At 45.6% G+C, this 21,435-nt stretch carries 17 protein-coding genes; 11 read left to right on the top strand and 6 right to left on the bottom strand.

Annotated elements, in window-relative coordinates; genetic code table 11:
- Positions 1-757 precede the first annotated feature (757 nt).
- Positions 758-1,120 carry an Mth938-like domain-containing protein gene (locus MSSIT_RS07980; protein WP_048171461.1) on the bottom strand — a complete coding sequence of 121 codons (363 nt, stop codon included), beginning with the start codon at positions 1,118-1,120 and terminating at the stop codon, positions 758-760.
- Between the two features lie 191 nt (positions 1,121-1,311).
- Here MSSIT_RS07980 and amrS point away from each other — a divergent pair, with 191 nt between their 5' ends.
- The 8 genes from amrS (at position 1,312) to MSSIT_RS07940 (ending at position 11,304) form a co-directional block, all read left to right on the top strand.
- Positions 1,312-2,340 carry an AmmeMemoRadiSam system radical SAM enzyme gene (amrS, locus tag MSSIT_RS07975; protein WP_048171459.1) on the top strand — a complete coding sequence of 343 codons (1,029 nt, stop codon included), beginning with the start codon at positions 1,312-1,314 and terminating at the stop codon, positions 2,338-2,340.
- 375 nt (positions 2,341-2,715) lie between these two features.
- A complete protein-coding gene (locus MSSIT_RS07970; protein ID WP_048171457.1) occupies positions 2,716-3,480 on the top strand; it encodes an ATP-binding protein in 765 nt (254 codons plus the stop codon).
- Positions 3,481-3,627: 147 nt separating this feature from the next.
- The gene (locus tag MSSIT_RS07965) at positions 3,628-4,257 is read left to right on the top strand and encodes a hypothetical protein (RefSeq protein ID WP_048174604.1); all 630 of its coding nucleotides are present in this window, start codon (positions 3,628-3,630) and stop codon (positions 4,255-4,257) included.
- Entirely contained in the window at positions 4,257-5,531 is a 1,275-nt protein-coding gene (locus MSSIT_RS07960; RefSeq protein WP_048171455.1) for an iron ABC transporter substrate-binding protein, read from the top strand. The genes MSSIT_RS07965 and MSSIT_RS07960 overlap by 1 nt, the downstream gene beginning before the upstream one ends.
- 48 nt (positions 5,532-5,579) lie before the next feature.
- Positions 5,580-6,674: a FecCD family ABC transporter permease gene (locus tag MSSIT_RS07955; RefSeq protein WP_048171454.1), complete on the top strand. Its 1,095-nt coding sequence runs from the start codon at positions 5,580-5,582 to the stop codon at positions 6,672-6,674.
- 77 nt (positions 6,675-6,751) lie between these two features.
- A complete protein-coding gene (locus MSSIT_RS07950; protein ID WP_048171452.1) occupies positions 6,752-7,531 on the top strand; it encodes an ABC transporter ATP-binding protein in 780 nt (259 codons plus the stop codon).
- 360 nt (positions 7,532-7,891) lie between these two features.
- On the top strand, positions 7,892-8,077 hold the full coding sequence (locus MSSIT_RS07945; RefSeq protein WP_048171450.1) for a hypothetical protein: 186 nt from the start codon (positions 7,892-7,894) through the stop codon (positions 8,075-8,077).
- A gap of 722 nt (positions 8,078-8,799) precedes the next feature.
- Positions 8,800-11,304, top strand: coding sequence for a plasma-membrane proton-efflux P-type ATPase (locus tag MSSIT_RS07940; protein ID WP_048171448.1), 2,505 nt, complete (start codon positions 8,800-8,802; stop codon positions 11,302-11,304).
- 552 nt (positions 11,305-11,856) lie between these two features.
- Here MSSIT_RS07940 and thsA read toward each other — a convergent pair.
- The 3 genes from thsA to aspS all read right to left on the bottom strand — a co-directional run bounded on the left by thsA (position 11,857) and on the right by aspS (position 16,012).
- Positions 11,857-13,500, bottom strand: a complete 1,644-nt coding sequence (thsA, locus tag MSSIT_RS07930; protein WP_048171445.1) for a thermosome subunit alpha — start codon at positions 13,498-13,500, stop codon at positions 11,857-11,859.
- A 382-nt stretch (positions 13,501-13,882) separates the two neighbouring features.
- Positions 13,883-14,587, bottom strand: a complete 705-nt coding sequence (rpiA, locus tag MSSIT_RS07920; RefSeq protein ID WP_048171440.1) for a ribose 5-phosphate isomerase A — start codon at positions 14,585-14,587, stop codon at positions 13,883-13,885.
- A 90-nt stretch (positions 14,588-14,677) separates the two neighbouring features.
- A complete protein-coding gene (gene aspS, locus MSSIT_RS07915; RefSeq protein WP_048171439.1) occupies positions 14,678-16,012 on the bottom strand; it encodes an aspartate--tRNA(Asn) ligase in 1,335 nt (444 codons plus the stop codon).
- Between the two features lie 332 nt (positions 16,013-16,344).
- Between aspS and MSSIT_RS07910 the strand changes: the two genes are divergently transcribed.
- The 3 genes from MSSIT_RS07910 to cysE all read left to right on the top strand — a co-directional run bounded on the left by MSSIT_RS07910 (position 16,345) and on the right by cysE (position 18,759).
- On the top strand, positions 16,345-16,623 hold the full coding sequence (locus MSSIT_RS07910) for a hypothetical protein (RefSeq protein WP_148705171.1): 279 nt from the start codon (positions 16,345-16,347) through the stop codon (positions 16,621-16,623).
- A 207-nt stretch (positions 16,624-16,830) separates the two neighbouring features.
- Positions 16,831-17,757, top strand: coding sequence for a cysteine synthase A (gene cysK / locus MSSIT_RS07905; RefSeq protein WP_048174602.1), 927 nt, complete (start codon positions 16,831-16,833; stop codon positions 17,755-17,757).
- Positions 17,758-17,799: 42 nt separating this feature from the next.
- Positions 17,800-18,759: a serine O-acetyltransferase gene (gene cysE / locus MSSIT_RS07900; protein WP_048171437.1), complete on the top strand. Its 960-nt coding sequence runs from the start codon at positions 17,800-17,802 to the stop codon at positions 18,757-18,759.
- A 509-nt stretch (positions 18,760-19,268) separates the two neighbouring features.
- Here the strand turns inward: cysE and thiE are convergent.
- Positions 19,269-19,955 carry a thiamine phosphate synthase gene (gene thiE / locus MSSIT_RS07895; protein WP_052721572.1) on the bottom strand — a complete coding sequence of 229 codons (687 nt, stop codon included), beginning with the start codon at positions 19,953-19,955 and terminating at the stop codon, positions 19,269-19,271.
- A 272-nt stretch (positions 19,956-20,227) separates the two neighbouring features.
- Positions 20,228-21,013, bottom strand: coding sequence for a hydroxyethylthiazole kinase (gene thiM / locus MSSIT_RS07890; protein ID WP_048171435.1), 786 nt, complete (start codon positions 21,011-21,013; stop codon positions 20,228-20,230).
- Positions 21,014-21,435 lie beyond the last annotated feature (422 nt).

Raw genomic sequence — 21,435 nt, 5'->3', positions numbered from 1 at the left:
TTGACTTTTTGATCAACTCATTTTCATTATTTTTTAATTTCTGTATTTTTTGGTGATCCTGTATTGATCCGTTGAGCTTATTCAGCTATCTAAGACTGGTATCTTTTATTTTTGATCCTACCCCTTGCAGGGCTGAACTTGTCTTGTCTCCAGCGCAAACAAGGAGCAGACAAATTCATATCTTGACCGAATGAACCTTCTTAAAATTCACAAATAAATATAAGCGCCTCCGCCAGCTTGTCTGGCGGCCCTACACAAAAAACAGAAAAAGCAAAAAACAGGAATTATAGGGCTTTCCGGTCACTTCTAGCTGTTAGTTTTTTTCCGTTCCATTAATTTTTTTTATTTGTTAGCTTTTATTTCTTTTTATTTCTTTTTTGCGGGAAAAACCGCTCTCCTGCGTCGAGCGGGACAAGAACGACTCGATATAGAGAGTAACATTGTGTGGGGCGAAGAAATCTTAATTTAGTTCGGCTGAGTGAAGCGCCTGTCTCTAATCTATAAAGTAGTCTGCTTGAGCGTAGCGAAACAGACCTCGTGCTCCCGAAGCGAAACTCGGGAAGCGAAATTCGGGATATCAACCATGTAGAGGTGGACGAACTATTTTTTAATCCCTTTATTTTTTAATTTCTCTTCCTAATTTTTTGTCTTTTCTAATTTTTGTGATTTTTTAATTTCTTTTTCTAATTTTTGTCTTTTTTAATTTTTGTGATTTTAGGGAAGTGTTTCTTTAGGGAAACATTCAGGGATTTATAACTCAGCAGGTCACATGGAACATTGCGATTACCCTGCCCCTGTCTTTATTCCAGAGTTTGATTGCTTCAGGGGTTGGGTGGAGTTTGACCTTACAGTCTTTTTTCCTGAAATATTTCTTTGCTTTTTTCGAAAGCTCCACATAGCCGGTCTGTCCGGTTCCAACAACGAGCTTTTCTGCCCCCTTTTCGTAGATATATTTCGCTTCGGCAAGCGAGATCTTATGAGACGTCCCGTAGAGCTTTTTCGAGAGCTTCTTTCTGCGCTTTTTGACCTGCCCGTCCAGCCGGATGAGGATGTCGTTCTCAAAAGTTTTTCTTTTGACCGTAATCGAACCGAAACTTGTGGAATTTATCTCTGGTTTCATTATAGCCTCCCCTTTCAAAACAAATGATCTTCTTCTGACGTGGAAAAAAACCTCCGCAGGAAGAGAAAAATGCAAACAATATTGTTTATGAAACCACAGGCTTATTACCCTGCAGGAAGCAAACGAACAGGGGACAACATTATCATACCTTTTTCAATAACTGCATAATCTGAAACAGGGGATTTAATATAATGATTCAGGAAGCCATGTTTTATGAGAAGCTTGAAGACAACAGGGTTCGCTGCAAGCTCTGCGCCCATAGGTGCAAAATCAATCCCGGAAAAAGGGGCATATGCCGGGTCCGGGAAAACTGCGAGGGTTCCCTCTTTTCCCTGGTCTATGGGGCTGTTGCAAGTGAGGCAGTGGCAAATATCGAAATAAAGCCTCTTTACCACTATTACCCTGGCTCCCGCGCCTATTCGGTAGGGACCGTAGGCTGCAACTTCAGGTGCAGGCACTGCCAGAACTGGCTGCTTTCCCAAAAAGCTCCGGAAGAGGCTTTTCTGGAAACCCTCAGCCCTTTGCAGCTTGTCCTGCAGGCTAAAATGGCGGGCTGCCAGTCGGTTTCCTGGACTTACAATGAACCTACCGTCTGGTACGAATACACTTATGACGGGGCAAAACTTGCAAAGGAGGCAGGTCTTGGGACAAGCTACGTGACCAATGGTTACATCACTTCCGAAGCCCTTGAGCAGCTTGCTCCTTACCTTGATGCCTTCAGCGTGGACATAAAGGCATTTTCCGAAGAATTCTACCGGGATGTGTGCAGTGCAAAACTGGCTCATGTACTTGAAGCCACTCTGCTTGCAAAGCAGCTTGGAATCCATGTGGAGGTTGTAAACCTGATAATTCCCACCCGCAACGACTCCCCTGACGAGCTCCGGGAACTTTCCCGCTGGGTCTACAAAAACCTCGGGCCTGACACTCCTCTTCACTTCAACCGCTTCCACCCCCAATACGAGATGAAGGATCTTCCTCCGACCCCTGTAAAAACCCTTGACCTGGCACGCTCGATTGCAATTGAGGAAGGAATGCATTTTGTGTATGTGGGCAATGTCCCCGGTCATCCCCATGAAAATACTTACTGTCCCGAATGCGGGGCTCTTTTGATTGCAAGAGGTTTTTTTGAGGTCCAGGAGTACAAGATAAGCCCTCAAAATACCTGCCCGAAATGCGGAGAAGTTATTCCGGTTGTAGGGGGATATGTCGGGGAAGAATAGATTCTATTTTCTAAATTGCCGGGCTGGCTTGAAGGTTGTGTTTTTCCGGTCGGGGCCGCTCTTTAGATCCCTGCGGCGCAGGAAAGAAAAGCTAAGAGATTTCCTTCGGGATTCCGGAAATTATCAATTGACTAATCCAAGGACACTTAGTTTTAGAAGGAGAATATTTCGAAAGTTTTATAAATCTTGAACCTTTTTTCATATTCGAGCATAAAAATCTAAAAAATATTAACAACAAATGCTAATTCAATTGCTCTGAATTTTAATTAGTACTTAATTAATCGGATGTTGTATACAAAATTAATTGGATGTATATCCAAAATTGAAAACTTTCTTTGTTTATTGAAACAATAAAGTTCAAAGAGAGGTCCAAAAATGAAAGTTCTTGTATGCGGAAAAGGTGGAAGTGGCAAAAGTACGATTACTGCCCTGCTTGCAAAGGAAATGTCAAGAAAGGGGTACAATGTGCTCGTGGTGGACAGCGATGAGTCGAACTTCGGGCTGCACAGGCAGCTTGGGGTTGAAATGCCGGAAGATTTCATGAATTACCTGGGAGGAAAGAAGGCCCTGGGAGAAAAAATGATGAAAGCTTTTCAGAGTGGGGAAGCTGCAAGCATTTTTGATGAGAAATGGGGAATATCTGAAATTCCTGAGACTTACACGGTGTCGAATGGGAACATAAAAATGATGGTTGTAGGAAAAATTCATGATTTCGGGGAGGGATGCGCCTGTCCTATGGGTGCGCTGGCAAAGCACCTGCTGAAAAACATTGAAACCACATCCGAAGACCTGGTGCTTGTGGACACCGAAGCTGGTATCGAGCATTTCGGGAGAGGTGTTGAGGAGGGTTGTGACCTTTTACTGATGGTGCTTGATCCTTCCTATGAATCCATAAGGCTTTCAGAGAAAATAAGACAGCTTGCAGAAATAGCCGGAAAACCCCTGTATTTCATTCTCAACCGTGCGGACAAAATCGGGACCCATTTTATGCTTGAAACCGTGGATAAGACTCATGTCCTGGCTTCAGTGCCATCGGATATGGATGTTTTCCGGGCAGGGTTTGCAGGAGAAGAGCTGAACGTGGACCTCCCGGAAATAGGAGCTGTTGCCGATTTCCTTATTTCCGGGGACTGGACCTGAAATAATTCAAGGAAGAATGTTTCGGGAAAGGGAATTACAATGAATAAACGGGTTTCTGGACTGCCCTATAGGCTGCCGGGCAGACGGCTTGAAAATAGACTATATAACTGGAAAACGAAAAATAAGGATAGAATGGATGCGCAGAGAATGAAGAAGTTTTTTCTTCCCTGCGTTTTCCTTTTCCTGTTGGGGCTTGCCTTTCTTCCCACAGGAGCTGCAGCAGGACATGTGAATGTAAAAAGTATTACTAGAGACGTGCCTGATGCATTTTCCGGGGGGGAACCGATGGAAGTAACCCTGAACATCGACGGAGAGCTTCCTCTGGCTGTGGGAATAGTAGAGAAAATCCCTGAAGGCTTTCAGTTTCCGGAAAATGATGAGGAAGTGTCGGATGCTGCCTATTTTCAGGTGGACCGGGAAAACGGAAAAATAGCTTTTTCTGCGCTTAACGTAACAGAAATCAAATACAGGGTCGTTGCTTCTTCTGCAAAGGGAAAAGACGGCTTTGAAGGACAGTGGGTTGATCTTCTGGTACAGACCCAGGAGCTTGATGAAGGAAAAGAACGCTGGGAATCCGTATTCGATTCCAATACACTTGCCTCTGATATAGAAAGCAGAAATGTAAAAGCTGCCAGTGGAACCGATGCCGAAAATAAAGAAGAGTCCGAGGCTTCGGCTCCGGGATTCGGAACGAGCCTTACCTTGCTTTCCCTTCTTTCCTGTCTGTTTGTATCCCGTATTCAGGTTTCAAAAGGAAAAATTGGGGGGAATAAATAATGAAGAGGACCTTTTTGCGCTTTACCCTGCTGTTGTTGTTTTTAACTCCTTTACTGCTCCTGATGAACCCTGCTGCTGCGTCCTCGACTCAACTCCCCTGTGCCGGGGAGGACAACGAGATAAGTAAAGAAGAACTCTCGGCTGTTGTCTGTGCCTACATGCTCGGGGACGAAAGCTATTCCCTGGACGATATCGGAGATGCGGCTTTCGTTTATATATTCTGGGATGGAAGGCCAAAAACGCTTACTGACATGAGCGACCGCCAGGTGACTTTTTACAGGCCTGTCGAGAGGATCATAACTACGAATCCTGACAATTCCAGAATAGTTATCGCGTTAGGGGATCTGGAAAAAATGGTGTCAACGGATGAGGCCACAAGGGGAAGCAGCGTACTCCCGAAGGATGAGGAAGGAAACAAGCTTGCCCCCAAAGCCTGGGAGGCTTTGCAAATTTACGGTGGCGGTCAGCTTGATGAACTTCCCGAAACTAATACGCGTCGTGAGATTGATTATGAGACTATGGCTCTTCTGAAACCTGATGTGGTCTTCGATAGCCTTGGGTACAACCGTGGAGACCTGGTGGAAGAAAAGGTCGGATGCCCTTGTGTGGATGCTGATTTCGGTTTTACCTTTGAGGAGAACTATATCCAGATTCGTCTCCTGGGTGAGGTGCTTGACAGGGAAGCGGAGGCAGAAGACCTTGAAAACTTTGTCCAGTCTAAAGTTGATATGGTAAAATCCGTGACAGACCAGCTTGACGAAAGTGAAATCCCGACCGTTTACTTCGCTCCCAGAGGAGCAAAAAAGGGGTTCTACGATTCCGTAGAAGGCAGGGACTTTACAAGGACAGAAGCAGTGTATGAACCCCTTACCATTGCAGGGGGAAACAACCTTGCAAAGGACTGTACCGGAGAAAATATCAACGTAGCCCCTGAACAGATCGTTGCCTGGGCTCCTGAATATATTTTCGTTGCCTGGAGCAGCTGGGATAACCAGACCGGCAAAGACTTCGTAATGGAAACCCCGGAACTGTCCGGGATCCCTGCTGTGAAAAACGGGAATGTGTACGACTGCTTCTACCCTTATTCCAGAGGCCGGCCTCTTGACCGCAGCCTTTTGAACATGATGTATATGGCCAAGTGCCTCCACCCCGAGGAATTCAAAGACCTTGACCTGGAAAAGGAAGGGAACGACATATATAAAAAACTTTTTGGAGTTGACGGAGTCTTTACGGCCATCACTGATTATCAGGAGTTTCCCAAAGATGTTTACTGATAATTCAAAGCGGGAAATGATGTCGAAAGTTTCAGGGAGGAGAAAATAATGGGAAGCTTTCCGGGAAAGCCGACCCCGGGTATGGAAGGAACTTTTTCCAGCAGGTCAGCCTACCGCCGCTATGTAGGGAAAAAGCTTCTTTTCATGGTCTTTCTCCTTTTTCTGGTCGTATTCCTCTCAGGTTTCATCATAACAATAGGCCCTCTTGATATTTCAGTCCTTGAAGTCTACCGCATCCTGCTTGACAGGTTTATCCCCGGCTACTTTGCCACGGATAGCCTCCCTGTCCAGATTGTGTGGAACATCCGTTTCCCCAGGATAGTGGGCGGGCTTCTTGCAGGGTTCGGGCTTGGAGTCTGCGGCTGTGTGATGCAGGCTGTCCTGAAAAACCCAATGGCAAGCCCCTTTACTCTCGGGATTTCCGCAGGGGCTCATTTCGGGGTTGCGGTTGCAGCCGTTCTCGGAGTTGGAATCATAAGTGGGCCCTACCTGCTGGTGGGAAATGCATTTTTGTTTGCCATGCTCTGTTCTCTTTTTATCATATCTCTTTCAAGCCTTAGAGGGGCAAGTTCCGAGACTCTGATTCTTGCAGGCATAGCTGTAAATTACCTTTTCAGTGCACTCAGCAGCCTTTTTCAGTACTTTGCAACTGATGAACAGCTCAGGATTATGGTAAGCTGGGGTATGGGAGATCTTTCGGCTTTTTCCTGGAGGAACTTTCCTCTGATGTTTGGTCTCTTTGCAGTTTGCTTACCCTTTATTTACCTGAAGGCAGGAGACCTGAACATTATGACCGCAGGAGACGAGAGCGCAAAAAGCCTTGGGGTCGATGCAAACAGGGTCAGGATATTCAGTATGCTGCTTGCAAGTCTGCTTGTGGCAACAATTGTCTGCTTTACGGGCACAATTGCCTTTATCGGACTCGTTGCTCCCCACATGGCCCGGATGGTCATTGGGTCCAACCACAGGTATTTGTTCCCTGCTTCCGGCATTCTGGGAGCTCTTATCCTGATTTCTGCTGATGCTCTGGGTATGAACATCATAAGGCCTACGATTATTCCCACAGGCATTGCCAGTTCGCTTCTTGGAGTCCCATTTTTCATGTACCTCATCCTGAAAAGGAAAAGAAAAGAATTCTGGTGATACGGAACGCAGGAGAATTGTGAAAGAAGGAATGGAAGAAGAGGATGGAATGAGGAGTGGAAAGAGGAGATGCTAAGATGGTAAAGTTGCAGGTAAAAGACTTAGTCTTCGGGTATACGGGCACTAATATCCTGAAAGATGTCTGCCTTGAGATCGGGGCTTCGAGCCTGGTCAGCATTGTAGGCCCCAACGGGGCCGGAAAGTCTACACTTTTGAAATGTATCGACAGGATCCTTAATGTAAAAACCGGGAAGATTATTGTTGACGACAAGGACATTAAGCAGATGGGTCGGCTGGAAGTTGCAAAAAACCTGGCTTATGTTCCCCAGAGTTCGAACCGGGTATTCCCTACTTCCGTTTTTGAGACAGTGATGATGGGAAGACGCCCTCATCTCAGCTGGTTCGACGGCAAAAAAGATGAAGAAAAAGTCTGGGAAGTTCTGGAAATGCTTGGGATCGAAGACCTGTCTCTCTCTATTTTCAATGAACTGTCGGGGGGGCAGCAGCAGAAAGTTTTGATTGCAAGGGCTCTTGTTCAGGAGACAGGAGTAATTCTCCTGGATGAGCCGACCAGCAACCTTGATATCTGGCACCAGCTGGACGTTATGGAAACTGTACGGAAGCTTGTACGGGAAAAACAGGTCACAGCAATCATGGCAGTCCATGACCTGAACCTGGCTTCCAGATATTCGGAGAGTATAATTATGATGCAGCAGGGAAAAATCATTGCTGCAGGTTCCCCGTGTGCGGTGCTCACCTCCGAAAACATAGCAGAGGTCTACGGGGTTGAAGCTCGTATAAGTACACATGCCGAAGTCCCGTATGTCGTGCCTCTGAGGCAGCTTGAAATCGCCTGAAGAGCAGGCTTGAGAATGGGGCCTGAGAATTGGACTTTTAAAGTTAAAAACTCCTATTTATTCATATGAACCCACGTCCCAAATGTAAGATTTGAGGTTGAAAACTTTGTTCCCCGGGGTTCAGGAGCAATTTTACACTCGTCTTATGCTCAGCCCTTCAGCTTTACGTCTGGATTTGCCTGTTTTTAAACTACTACGGAAGTATACGGTTTCTGCTGCAGAACCGAAAGCTGGTTTTTGGTTGGAATCAATTAAAGTTGATTTAATCGCAAATCTATTTTTTAAAAAGATACATATAGAAGATTCCACCAGTTAATATATAGTATAATATTAACCCAATTTTACTGGAGATGAATAGAAGTGACCATCTGGGAATACGATGTTAAAGAGATTAGGTTCAGTGAGTGGTCAAAAGCAAAAGAAGATCTTAACAGCCTGGGAGTTGAAGGTTGGGAGCTGATCAGGTTTTCAAACGAGATTGACGAAAACGGCATGATCACAGCTGTTTTCAAAAGACCCGTAGATTACGTTGATGCAGCTTTCTAATACTCTGTTTTCTAATTTATCATTTCCTGTTTCTGGTTTCTTCTAGCAAAGTTGCAGATCTTCATCCTGAGTTTCGCTTCCCGAGTTTTGCTTCGGGACAGAAAAATCTATGATTTTTCTTTTAGTTTCGATGTAATCACAACAGCCCGTTGTTCTTTTCGCTCGCTTGCATATAAAGTAGTTGCAGCTTTTTTTTATTGCTGCAATTTCATAAAAACGATACGTAAGCTGGGATGGTAGTTCCCCTCGCTTACGGCAATTGCCCGGCTTAATCTGTCTCAAAAAGTTACCGGGGGAACGATGCTCTCTGCTTCTTTTACTACCTTTATGTTTTTTTGAGGGGGCTGCCGGACAAGCTTACGGAGACATTTCATAACTTGTGATTAAACAACTACTCCCGGGTCTGATCAGAACTTTCATTTCCTGAAGCTAGCAAATTTATTAATACTAGAAAATATCTTGACTGATGAAATGAGAAGAGTTTACTTCAAGGAAAAATGAGCCCGTTAAAAATCCTGCAGTCTGGAAAGGACCGTCTTTTATGTGAAGATGGTATGGATCTTCCTGCCGGGCTCAGCACTGAAAACCTTTATCATTTTTTTGAATATTTTGGTCAACGGGCTATGGATCGCAGGCTATAGATAGAAAAATGACCTTATGTTAATTAAGAAAATGTAATTTTAGGGAGTAGAGGGTCGAAGTGTTTTGTGGGGATCGTTTTAATGAATCAAAGTATAACAAGTACTGATGAAGCAAAAGAAGCATCTGTAACCGAACTCCTGGAGAAGCTATCTTCAAGTGAAAGAGGGCTTACCGATTCGGAAGCAAAAGAGAGGCTTCAAAAATACGGGCCCAATGAAATTACGGAAAAGAAGACCAGTGCACTCGTCAAGTTTTTGAGCTATTTCTGGGGGCCTATTCCCTGGATGATCGAGATTGCAGTAATACTGTCGGGAATCCTGCATCGATGGGATGATTTTGCAATTATTCTTACTTTGCTGCTGCTGAATGTAACAGTGGGCTTCTGGCAGGAACACAAAGCCGATAATGCTATTGAGTTATTGAAGCAGAAACTGGCTTTGAGAGCAAGGGTCCTACGCGACAACAAATGGCTTGAAATATCCGCAAATGAAATAATACCCGGAGATGTGATTCGACTCCGGCTTGGAGATATTTGCCCTGCAGATGTCAAACTCATTACAGGAGATTACCTGCTTGTCGATGAATCCGCATTGACAGGAGAATCCCTCCCTGTGGAAAAGCACATGTCCGATGTCGCATACTCGGGTTCGGTTATCCGGCAGGGAGAAATGGATGCGCTGGTAGTTGCAACCGGTATGAACACCTTCTTTGGGAAAACTGCGAGGCTGGTAGAAGAGGCTAAAACCCGGAGCCATTTCCAGAGGGCTGTCATCAAAATAGGAGACTACCTTATTGTTTTTGCCCTTGTCCTTGTTGCCTTTACTTTCCTTGCGGTGCTCTTCCGTCATGAAAGCCTGCTTGAATTTTTCCAGTTTGCTCTTGTCCTGCTAGTAGCAGCAATTCCGGCCGCCTTGCCTGCAGTCCTGTCGGTAAGCATGGCAGTAGGCGCAGTTACCCTGGCCAGGGATGGAGCTATCGTAAGTAAGCTGGCGGCTGTTGAAGAAATGGCAGGAATGGATATCCTGTGTTCGGATAAGACCGGGACCATTACCAAAAACGAGCTTGTTCTGACCGAAATAAACCCTTTTCAGGATTTTTCCGAAAACAATGTACTTCTCTTTGCCAACCTGGCTTCAAGGGAAGAGGACCGGGACCCGATTGATGATGCAGTTCTCGCCAGAACAAAAACACTGCAGGGTTTTTCCGAACTTGCCGGGAGTTACAGGGTACTTTCGTTCAAGCCGTTTGACCCGGTTTCAAAAAGGACGGAAGCCGAAGTAGAGGACTCGGCTGGCAATAGGTTCCTGGTAACAAAAGGGGCGCCTCAGGTCGTTTCGGCTCTCATGGACAGTGAAGCTTCCGTAACCAGTAAAATTACCATTGATAGCAAAGTTACCACGGATGACAGTGAGAATACAGTAGGGTCTCAGGTTGAGAAATACGTTGACGAGTTTGCTTCCAGAGGGTACCGGGCTCTGGGAGTTGGTCGAACCGATGCTCAGGGAAACTGGCATTTTGCGGGGCTTCTTGCTCTCTACGACCCTCCTCGTGATGATTCGGCAGAAACCATCAGGACCGCACAGGCCATGGGCGTGGACGTAAAAATGATTACAGGCGACCATCTTGCTATTGCAAAGGAGATTTCCAGGCAGGTAAACTTAAAACCGGATATCATGCTTGCAACGGCCTTTCTGGATCTGCCCGACCGAAAAGCAGAGGAAATAGTCGAAACTGCAGATGGTTTTGCCCAGGTGTTCCCGGAACATAAGTACCATATCGTGGAATTGCTACAGCACAGGGGCCACATCATAGGCATGACCGGAGACGGGGTCAACGACGCACCAGCCCTGAAAAAAGCCGATGCGGGTATTGCTGTTTCCGGGGCTACGGACGCAGCCAAGTCCGCTGCCGACATCGTGCTGACAAAACCCGGGCTTTCTACCATTGTCAATGCACTCAAAGAAAGCCGTAAGATATTCCAGCGGATGAATAATTATGCCCTGTACCGTATTACCGAAACGATTCGAGTCCTGCTTTTCATAACATTTTCAATTCTTGCGTTTAAGTTCTATCCCGTTACTTCCCTGATGATAGTTTTGCTGGCACTTCTAAATGATGCCCCAATAATGACTATTGCTTACGATAACGTCAAATACTCCGATCTGCCGGAAAAATGGGACATGCGAATTTTGCTGAGTATGGCAACCCTTCTCGGAGTTATCGGGGTCATAAGTTCATTCGGGATCCTTTACATAGGCCTCCATACTTTTCAGCTTAGCCACGAAATCCTCCAGTCTTTCATATACCTGAAGCTTTCCGTAGCGGGTCATTTAACAATATTTGTGGCAAGGACAAAAGGCCACTTCTGGTCGGTAAAACCGGCCAAAATCTTATTCGCAGCTGTGGTAGTTACACAGATCATTGCCACACTCATAACCGTGTACGGATTCCTGCTTCCTGCAATGGGCTGGAACCTTGCCCTTTTCGTCTGGGGATATGCGTTGACTGCCTTCATTATAACAGATTTTATCAAAGTCCAGGCTTACAGGTTGCTGAACCATACCGGGATAAAGTTTCATGTATGAAAGGGGCTGGAGTTTCTTCGGGATCTTCCGGAGAATCTTTTAGAGGGAAACTTTAAAATTCCATACCTTACCAAAATAATTTAGACGATTTTCAGGCAAATTATAATAAATACAGGAGCCTGATCAGATGTCATTGATAAGTGTTAAAGACGCACCAGGGAAAGGCAGAGGCGTATTTGCACAGAGAAATTTGAAAAAAGGTGAAGTAATAGAAACCTTTTTATGAATAATTTTTATTTATACATTTTATGTTATAAAATAAAATACGTAGCTGTTTAATCCTTAATAAACCACAATATGCTTTAATATCCGTCACAAAACGGCTTGTTCTTTGAAGCTCCTCAGGGGCTGCAGCGGTCGGTATCGATCCAGGATCTTTTTCCCTCCTAAAAACGGAAGAGGCGCCTTTAATGAAGAAATAGAATCCAGAAGTGAGAACACTTCTTTTAAAAAAGAAGCTGCAGAAATAATCTGCAACTTTTCCTGCAATAAACAGGTTACTTCATTTTAAATTTCATCCTATTAAATGGTTAAACCTAAAGGGTTAAGGTTTTACCTGTGCATATTAAGAGCAGGGGCTGACATGCCGTCGTAGGTACTTGCCATATGCTCGGGTTTGACATCCTGCATATCGGCACGCTGGGCACGAAGCATACTGTCCACGCGGAGTACCATTGTTGCAGCTTCGGATCCTGCTTTGATAGCGTTGACCTTTACCCTGAGGGGATCAACAACACCCTTTTCAAGCATATCTTCAGCAGCACCGGTCTGAATGTTTAAACCGGCATTTTTGTTTTCTGCATGCTTTGCACGGAGGTTGAGGACGGAATCGATAGCATCCAGGCCTGCATTTCTTGCAATTGTCCTTGGGATTTCTTCAAGAGCTTCGGCAAAAGCTGTGATTGCCGTCTGTTCACGCCCGCCTATGCTGGAAGCATAGGAACGGATGGAGAGTGCAACTTCCATTTCCGAAGCCCCGCCTCCGGCAACGACTTTGCCGTCTTCGACCACACATTTCACAACTCTGAGGGCATCATCAATTGCACGTTCCAGATTGTCCACCACATGCTCGGTCCCGCCGCGCAGCACGATTGAGACCGATTTTGCACCCCTGCAGTCCCTGAGATAGGTTTTGCCCTGGTCTTCGTCCCTGTCCTGCTCAAGAAGCCCCGCATGCCCGAGTTCTTTATCCGTGAGTTCCTTGATGTTCCGGACAGGTCTTCCTCCAGTAGCGTCAGCAAGGTGCTGCATATCGTCGTTTTTCACCCTGCGGGTTGCGTAGATTCCCCTGCTCTGGAGGTAAGCTGCAATCTTGTCATCCATGCCTTTTGAGCAGAAGACAGCATTTGCGCCTGCCCTGATAATGTAATCCGCCATCTTAAAAAGGGAAGCATCTTCCTGTTTCACGAAATTTTCAATCTCGCTTACGGTACTGATCTGCAGCTTTGCCTTGTTTGCGGTCTTTCCGGTTTCCATAGGGGTATCAATAAGCGCGATATTGGGATTTACAATTTTTAGAGGGGAACTCTTATCGAGTGCAACCTTATCGATTACAACTCCTTCTACGAATTCCGTATCCTCAACACGCCCACCTACATCTTTTGTAAGGATGACATGTTTAAGGTCGGCTTTCCCTCCCTCGTGAATCGCAAGCACTGCACTCACACAGAGCTCTGCGATCAAAAGGTTATATTTTTCGGAAGCCTTGCCAGTGATAGAGGTGCTTGCAGTCTTTACAAGCAGGTTTCGGTCTTCCTCGCCCGCGGAAACTGCCAGGTTCTCAAACATCTCAACAGCTTTCTCGGCTGCAAGTCTGTACCCTTTGACAACAACTGCAGGATGAACTCCCTTTTCAATAAGGTTCTCGGCTTTTTCCAGCAGGGCACCTGTGAACACGACCGCGCTTGTTGTCCCGTCCCCGGCAGAACTTTCCAGAGACTGGGCAACTTCTACAATCATCTTGGCTGTAGGATGCTCGATGTCCATGTCATGTAATATAGTGGCACCATCATTTGTGATGGTGATGTCTCCCAGAGGATTCACAAGCATCTTGTCCATGCCCCGGGGTCCAAGCGTACTCTTAACTATGGTTGCCACTGCTTTTGCAGCTGCAATATTCATGCTTAGTGCGTCTCTTCCCTTTGTTTGTTCTTTATTCGGATCTATTATGAAGACTGGCTGGCCACCTTTATCCATTTGAACAAAACCTCCTGAAAATCTATAGTACGAATTGAAGGATAAATGATCGATAATTTGAATTATTATCCGGCTTGCGGCTGCTTGCTCTCAGGTATCGGACCCAAGAACCCTGTTTTGAACGATTTGTTAATCTTGCAAATTGTAATTGATCAGGAAATTACTGATAATACTTCTATAAAAATATACCGGTAAGACCTGCAGCTTTACAAAAAGAACACTGGTTCTGCTTCCTGTTATGCTTGAGATGAAAAAGGCAGTAACCTGTATCCTGCTTGCCACAGGAACCTGAAGGAAAACGTTTGCAGGAAGCACTTCTAAGAAGCACTTCCAGGAAACCCTTCTCTCTTTAACTCCTGGCTTTAATTTTTTGGAATCCTGTTTATTTCTGCCGGGTTATAACCTTCACAGACCCGTCCTTGTTCCCTATGTAAAGCTCGTCCACATTGCAAAAAATCCCATGCCCAACTACACCCGGGATTGAAGATAGTTGAAGGGCGAGTGCCTCAGGTTCTTTTATAACTCCAAATTCGACGTCAAGGACAAAATTTCCATTGTCGGTTATTACAGGCCCGTCTTTTTTTACAGCAGACCTGAGCTGGGGTTTTCCGCCCAGTTCCCGGATCTTTTTTACCACAGGTTCTTTTGCAAAAGGCAGGACTTCCACAGGCACGAGTTTATCAAGCTGCTTGCTCGTTTTCGACTCGTCGACTATAACCACAAACCGTTTTGCAGAAACAGAAACTATTTTTTCTCTTGTATGAGCCGCTCCTCCTCCTTTAATCGCACGGAGTTCGGAATCGATCTGGTCAGCCCCGTCAATGGCAAGGTCCAGTTCGGGGTGCTGGGCAAGGGTTGTCAGCCTGATCCCGGCCTCTATTGCGAGCATCTCGGACTGGTAAGAGGTAACTACTCCCAGGATATCGAGCCCTTCCTCCCTCACCCTGCGCCCGAGTTCCTTTATTGTGTATGCAACGGTTGAGCCTGTCCCGAGTCCTACAAGCATCCCGGAGCTGACAAGTCCTGCTGCAGCAATTCCTGCTGTCCTTTTTTCTGGGGAATCAGTAGAAGTATTTCTTTCCGTCATGTTATGTTCCGCCTTTCAGCTCTAAAAAAGGAAAAAATATTTTTCAAAAACAGGATGTCCTTTCAAGCTTAAAAGGAAAAAATGGGAGGATCAGGGAGAAAGTCTTCTCCTGTCCCTCGGGAAGAGTACCGTATCTCTGATGTTTTCAGTTCCGAGCATTGTCATGATAAAACGCTCACAGCCCATTCCCCAGCCTGCATGAGGGGGCATTCCGTATTCGAAGGCTTTAAGGTAGAACTCAAAACCATCAGGATTCAGGCCCTGAGACTCGATCCGGCTCTTGAGCAGCTCAGGAATGTGAATCCGCTGGGCTCCCGAAGAAAGCTCCATTGTGCGGTGCATCATGTCAAAGGACTTGCTGAACTCAGGCCTGTCCTCATAAGGCATGGCATAGAAAGGTTTGATCTCTGTTGGCCAGTCGATGATAAAGTAGTGGGATTCGCCTGTTGTTTCGTAGACATAATTTCCGACCGTGTGTTCACCGAGGGTACCAAGGTCATCTCCCCAGTGCATTTTTTCTTCACAGCGGCTGTTTACGATCTCAATTACCTCGTCATAGGTAAGTTTCAGGAAAGGAGTCTTCGGAACCTTCAACTCAACCCCGAGTATTTCAAGGGAGGCTTTGCAGTTCTCAATTACCCGGGTATAGACATAAGCAACCAGGTTTTCCAGAATTTCCATTACATCAAAGTGGTCGGCAAAACTGACTTCCACATCGATAGAAGTGGCTTCGTTTAAGTGCCTGCGGGTATCGTGTTCCTCTGCCCTGAAGATGGGCCCGATTTCAAAGACCCTGTCAAAACCGCCGCCCATGAGGATTTGTTTGAAGAGCTGGGGGCTCTGGTTAAGGAAAGCTTCCCTGTCAAAATAAGTGATAGGGAAAAGGGCAGTTCCGCCTTCGGTTGCGGTAGCAACGACCTTGGGGGTTGCGGTCTCAATAAAGTTATTCTTGACAAAATATTCCCTGATCGCCTGGAGAGACTCGTGCCTTATCTTAAAAACCGCAGTCGTCTCGGCTCTTCTCAGGTCAATGAAACGGGAGTCAAGCCTTGTGTCCAGTTCGGCTTCTACTTTTCCGGTCGTGTCCATCGGAAGGGGAGAACCTGAAACGTTCAGGACCTTGATCTCTTCAGGAAGCAGTTCGTAGCCGTTCGGAGCTTTTTCTTCAAACTTGACAGAACCGGTTACGGAAATCACGGACTCTCGGACTAGCCTTCTTGCTGCATCGAAGAGTTCTTTGTCAATTTTTTTCTTTACAAGTGTAACCTGAGCCTTTCCTTCCCTGTCCCTGAGAACAACGAAACAGATCCCTCCGAGGTCTCTGACCTCATAGACCCAGCCTGCAAGGGTAATTTTCTGGCCGTTATCAACTTTTTCAGGTTTGACGTCGGCTGTATAATGTGTTCTGAGATTTGCTAAAGACATAAATTCACCTTAATTCGGGGGTAAATTAAACGTAATTATGAGAATGAAGCTGAAACGTAGGTGAATAGTCATAACTCATTATTAATGTATTTGTTGCACCGCCCGAATTTCACTTCGGGAGCATGAGGTCCTTTTCGCTCGCTTTGCTCGCTCAAGAGGTCTAATTATGGGTTTATTATTACTTTTCTTCATCAAAGATCATTTCCGGCATTTTTTCAGGTAGAGAAAAACAATAACGTGATAACTGAATAAAGTCATACTTGAAATTTACGTATATAAGACTGCATTGATCATGGAATTAAAAATCAAGGAAATATAGTCCTTAAAGAGATATGGTAAAAACAATCACATTCTGCTTAAATGTAAAACCTGTAAACGTTGTTTTAGTGAAACCAGAAGAACAATATTTTTCGAACTCAATGATGCATACGAAAGCGTTTGATTTATTCCGGGCATGGTATAACTTCATAAAACCTCATAAGCCTCTAAGATTAGGAATAAACTCTGGAAACAGAAAATGGTTCCAAAGGACTCCAGCAATGGAAGAGGGAATAACTGATCACATATGGAGTTTAAAGGAACTATTAACGTTTAGAGTTCCTGTTCAATAATTTGAGGACACTACTCCTTTCTTCCTTTCAGTTAATTGCCTTACACAGCCTGCTCGATAACTTTATATCCAAGATCATATATAATTCACAATTGTGAATTTTTCCTGTATACTCCTTAATCAGGTTATTGTCAGGATCAATTCAGGTCGGAATAAACTGCGGAGAAAAGCAGATTTCAGGAAAATGAGAAACGAAACGGTGAAAGAGATGGGTCAAATATACTCGGACATAACCCGGACAATCGGGAACACACCGCTTGTCCGCTTAAACCACATCACTGAAGGTCTGCATGCGGATGTGCTGGTTAAGGTGGAGTCCTTTAACCCGATGGGGAGCGTAAAGGACAGAATCGGACTGGCAATGCTTGAAGAATCCGAACGTGAAGGAAAAATCAAAAAAGGCACCACAATTGTTGAAGCCACAAGCGGGAACACCGGAATCGCCCTTGCAGGGGTGTGTGCTGCCCGTGGCTATAAACTCATCCTTGTTATGCCTGAGACGATGAGCATAGAACGAAGAAAGCTGCTGAAAGCTCTGGGCGCAGAACTAGTCCTGACTCCGGGCTCCGAAGGAATGAAAGGGGCAGTCAATAAAGCAGAACAGATAGCTGCAGAGGACCCCGATCTTTACTATATGCCACAGCAATTTCAGAACCCTGCAAACCCTGAGGTCCACCGCAGGACAACTTCCGAGGAGATCTGGAGAGATACGGATGGGAAAGCGGATGTTCTCGTAGCAGGCGTGGGGACAGGAGGGACAATCACAGGTATTGCCGGAGTCCTCAAGAAAAGGAAACCCGGATTCGGGGCGATTGCGGTCGAACCTGCCGAATCTCCCGTACTCAGCGGCGGAAGCCCTGGCCCGCACAGGATCCAGGGAATAGGTGCGGGTTTTATCCCGGATGTCCTCGAACTCGGCCTTATCGACGAAATTATCAAAGTCCCTTCAGATAAGGCCATTAACATGGCTAGAAGGTTGGCCAGAGAAGAAGGCATTCTTGCAGGCATATCTTCAGGAGCAGCCACATACGCAGCCCTGCAGGTAGCATCCAGGAAAGACATGAGCGGAAAGACGATTGTTGTCATCCTGCCGGACACTGGAGAGCGTTATCTGAGCACGGATCTGTTTGACTGAACTATTTGACTGATCTACTTTCAACCATACTGGAAGATTCAAATGGGAATCAGGGAAGATATAAAAACAGTTTTTGAAAAAGACCCAGCTGCAAGGTCAACACTCGAAGTGCTCTGCTGCTATCCGGGCCTGCATGCTATCTGGATGCACCGGATAGCCCACTCGCTCTGGAACAAAGACCTCTTTTTTCTTGCCCGTTTGACATCTCATCTCTCAAGGGCGCTCACGGGTATTGAAATACATCCTGGAGCAAAGCTCGGGAATCGGGTATTTATTGACCACGGGTCAGGAGTGGTAATCGGAGAAACTGCCGAAGTAGGGGATGACGTCCTCATATACATGGGAGTCGTGCTCGGAGGGACTGCCCTTGAGAAGAAAAAGCGACACCCCACTATTGAAAATAATGCTGTTCTCGGCTCAGGTGCAATTGTACTCGGACCAATTACGGTAGGAAGAGGGGCAAAAGTAGGTGCTGGTTCGGTTGTGGTTCGGTCAGTCCCACCCGAAGCCACCGTAGTCGGAGTCCCTGCCAGGATTGCAGGAACGCCACAGTCGTCCGTACCCTCAGAGCAGCTGGATCACAATAAGTTACCAGACCCCGTGCTTACCGTAATAAGTCAGGTGCTTGACCGCATGAGCAGGTTAGAGGAACGGTTCCAGGCCCATGAAAAAGCATCAACCACGCCCGTGCCATTGTCCTTTATAGGCTCAGAGAGCCTCCCCAAAAAAGATGAGCAGATTTATTCCCTGCTAAAAGATGTGATCGATCCTGCAGTTGGAGTAGATATCATCAACCTGGGTTTTGTCAAGGAAGTTATAGTGGACGGGAAAAATGTAGATGTAGATCTTGTATTGACATCGAGTTCCTGCCCCATGATAGAATACTTTAAAACTCAGGTAAAGAGAAAAGTAATGAGCATTAAAGGAATAGAAAACGTTACTGTCAATATCCTTGACGAGCCATGGAAATGGGATCGGGACAGCCGGCAGGCTTTCCGTTAAGCCTGCCATGAGGTTTGAAATTACAATTTCTACTACCGTTACAACCTTATTCACTTTATCATGTCGTTCATTTCCCGCCCGAGTTTCGCTTCGGGATCACAGGAAATCGGAGATTTTCTGGGAGTTGCGATGTAATCGCAACAGCACGAGGTCTGTTTCGTTACTCTCAAGCAGACGCCTATGGGAAAAAGTAATCCATGCTCAAAGAAGACTTACTTAAAATAATGGTAAAATAAAGAGATGCAGGAGAGCGGTCTTTCCCAAAAAAACGATGAGAACGCTAAAAAAGAGGAAAAGAAAGTAGAGGCAGCCCGGAATTCTAGTTATTCTACTTTTGTGAAGGGCCGCCAGACAAACTGACGGAGACGTTCTATCTTCTGGAGAAATGGCCTTGGGGGCCAAAAAAAGGTATTTCTCTGCTAACAGGCCGGCTCCATCCCTGTACGGCATGGGTAAGGAAAAAGGAAAGGTTCAAGTTCCCGAGGCCCGGTAGTATATTAACCGGCTGATTATTTTCGGCCTGAGTTTTTTATATGACGAATAATCTCAATAAACTCTCTGGTTTCCCTTTTTACATCGTCGCTGCAAACGACTGCAGAAATTGCAACAAGGCTGTCAGCTCCGTTTTCAACCACAGGTATGCAGTTTTCCTTGTTTATTCCGCCAATGGCGACGACCGGAATTTTTATCGCGTTTTTTACTTCCCTTATGCTGGCAGGACCGATCCCCTTTCCGGCATCTTTTTTTGTTGAGGTATCGAAGATGGAGCCCAATCCAATATAATCAGCACCACTTTCCTCGGCTTTGACTGCTTCCTCTACGTTGTGAACGGTGAGGCCGATAATCTTTTCCGGACCCAGGAGTTTTTTTGCGATTTCAATCGGCATGTCATCCTGGCCTATGTGAACTCCGTCCGCATCGACTGCCAGAGCAACGTCAATCCGGTCATTTACAAGGAATATTGCTCTGTCTCTGCAGATTCTCTTAATTTCGGATGCTTCGTCAACCATTTCTTTTGTGCTCTTGTTTTTCTCCCGGTACTGCACAATCTTGCAGCCTGCGTCAACTGCTTCTCTTACATCGGATAAAGTCCCTTTCTTTGAGAGTCCGGAGTCGGTTACAAGGTAAAAGTCGATCTCTTTTAGAAGGGAAATTTTTCGGGGAGGATTTTTCGGATCGGAGTTTTTCTGGTTCATAATACTTCAGCCCATTCATCATGAGTGTTTTAAGAATAATTAGAACCCAGCCGGTAAATTGTTAATATTATAACAATCGGCTTTTCAGTGTCTGATATTTATGTCTCCATTTCTTCAAAGACAGGGGGTCCGGTTGCCTGGACACATAACTAAATAATAGGGAGATTCCGTTCAGGATTTACTGGATGGGTCACTGGCAGGGAGGCACTTGAAGGGCGCCTGAATAGTATCCAGGCCGATTCAACAAATCGGGGGAAGTTCCTTTTCTAGATTCATTTTTCTTCGACATTCTTCATACTTTTTACTTTCTCATCGGACAGGTTGAACACTTCGTCATAGAGGTGAACCTTGAAACTTCCGGGTCCGCCGGATTTTGCAGCTGCCAGTTCTCCTGAGACTCCGAAGTAGCATAAGGCATCTTTGGCGGCATCACAGTAGTCCCGATTGACCGAAGCAAATAAACCGATTATGGAGGCAGCCATGCAGCCGGTCCCTACAATTGACCCCATCAGTTCGTGCCCGTTTTTTACGATAAAGGTCCTGTTTCCGTCACTTATTATGTCTTCTTTTCCTGTCATTACCACAACACAGGATTCTGCTTTTGCGAATGCTTTTGCAACTTTTGCAGGGTCGGCATTAATTGAGGTTGCTTCTACGCCTTTTGTTTCAGCTTTTTCGCCTGCAAGTTTTGCAATTTCGGAGTAATTGCCTTTGATGATGTCAATATGGACCGAAGACAGGATTTTTGCAGCCATTTCGTCCCTGAATTTCGTAGCCCCTACGCCGACTACATCGAGTACCACCGGGATATCCCTTTCGTTTGCAGCGGCAGCGGAAAGCAGCATGGAATCTATGATTTCGGATGTCAGGGTTCCGATATTAAGTACAAGAGCCGACGAGATCTTTGTCATGTCAGCACATTCTTCAGGGGCATGTGCCATTACTGGAAGCGCGCCGAAAGCCCTTGTCATATTGGCGCAGTCGTAAATAGTTACCCAGTTGGTGATGTGATGAATCAGGGGTTTTGTTTCCCTTATTGTTTTTATTGGCTCGTTCATCAGTATTCCTCAATAGACGTTTTAAATTGTATTTGGTTACATACATCAGAAAGCCTGCCTCGCAGGCCTCTGGAGAATGGATAAGACTCCTGGTTAAGCGCCGGGATTTGTAATAAGCATCAGTAGAAGCATTGACCAGCATGAGTAGCACTGAGACCTGTAGTTAAACATACAGGACTCGTAATAGTGCATTAAGGACTCATAGTTACAAGTGCTCCTGAGTTTTGATTCTTTCCGTGTATAAAAACCCTGTTCCGTAGAGTGTGGTGTTCCTTGCTTTTGTCATGCCGTAACCATCATACGGAGAACAGATTTCTAAAACACTGGCAGAAGGATAGAAAAAAGACATATGTTAAAAATGAATTAATGAAGGTGAACCTGCCCATCTGTCAGGAGCCAAAGGCATCACCACCAATTTTCTG

Source organism: Methanosarcina siciliae T4/M (genome assembly GCF_000970085.1).
Taxonomy (GTDB): domain Archaea; phylum Halobacteriota; class Methanosarcinia; order Methanosarcinales; family Methanosarcinaceae; genus Methanosarcina; species Methanosarcina siciliae.
Note: the sequence above shows the minus strand (reverse complement) of the source record. Positions and strands in the feature narration are given on the sequence as shown.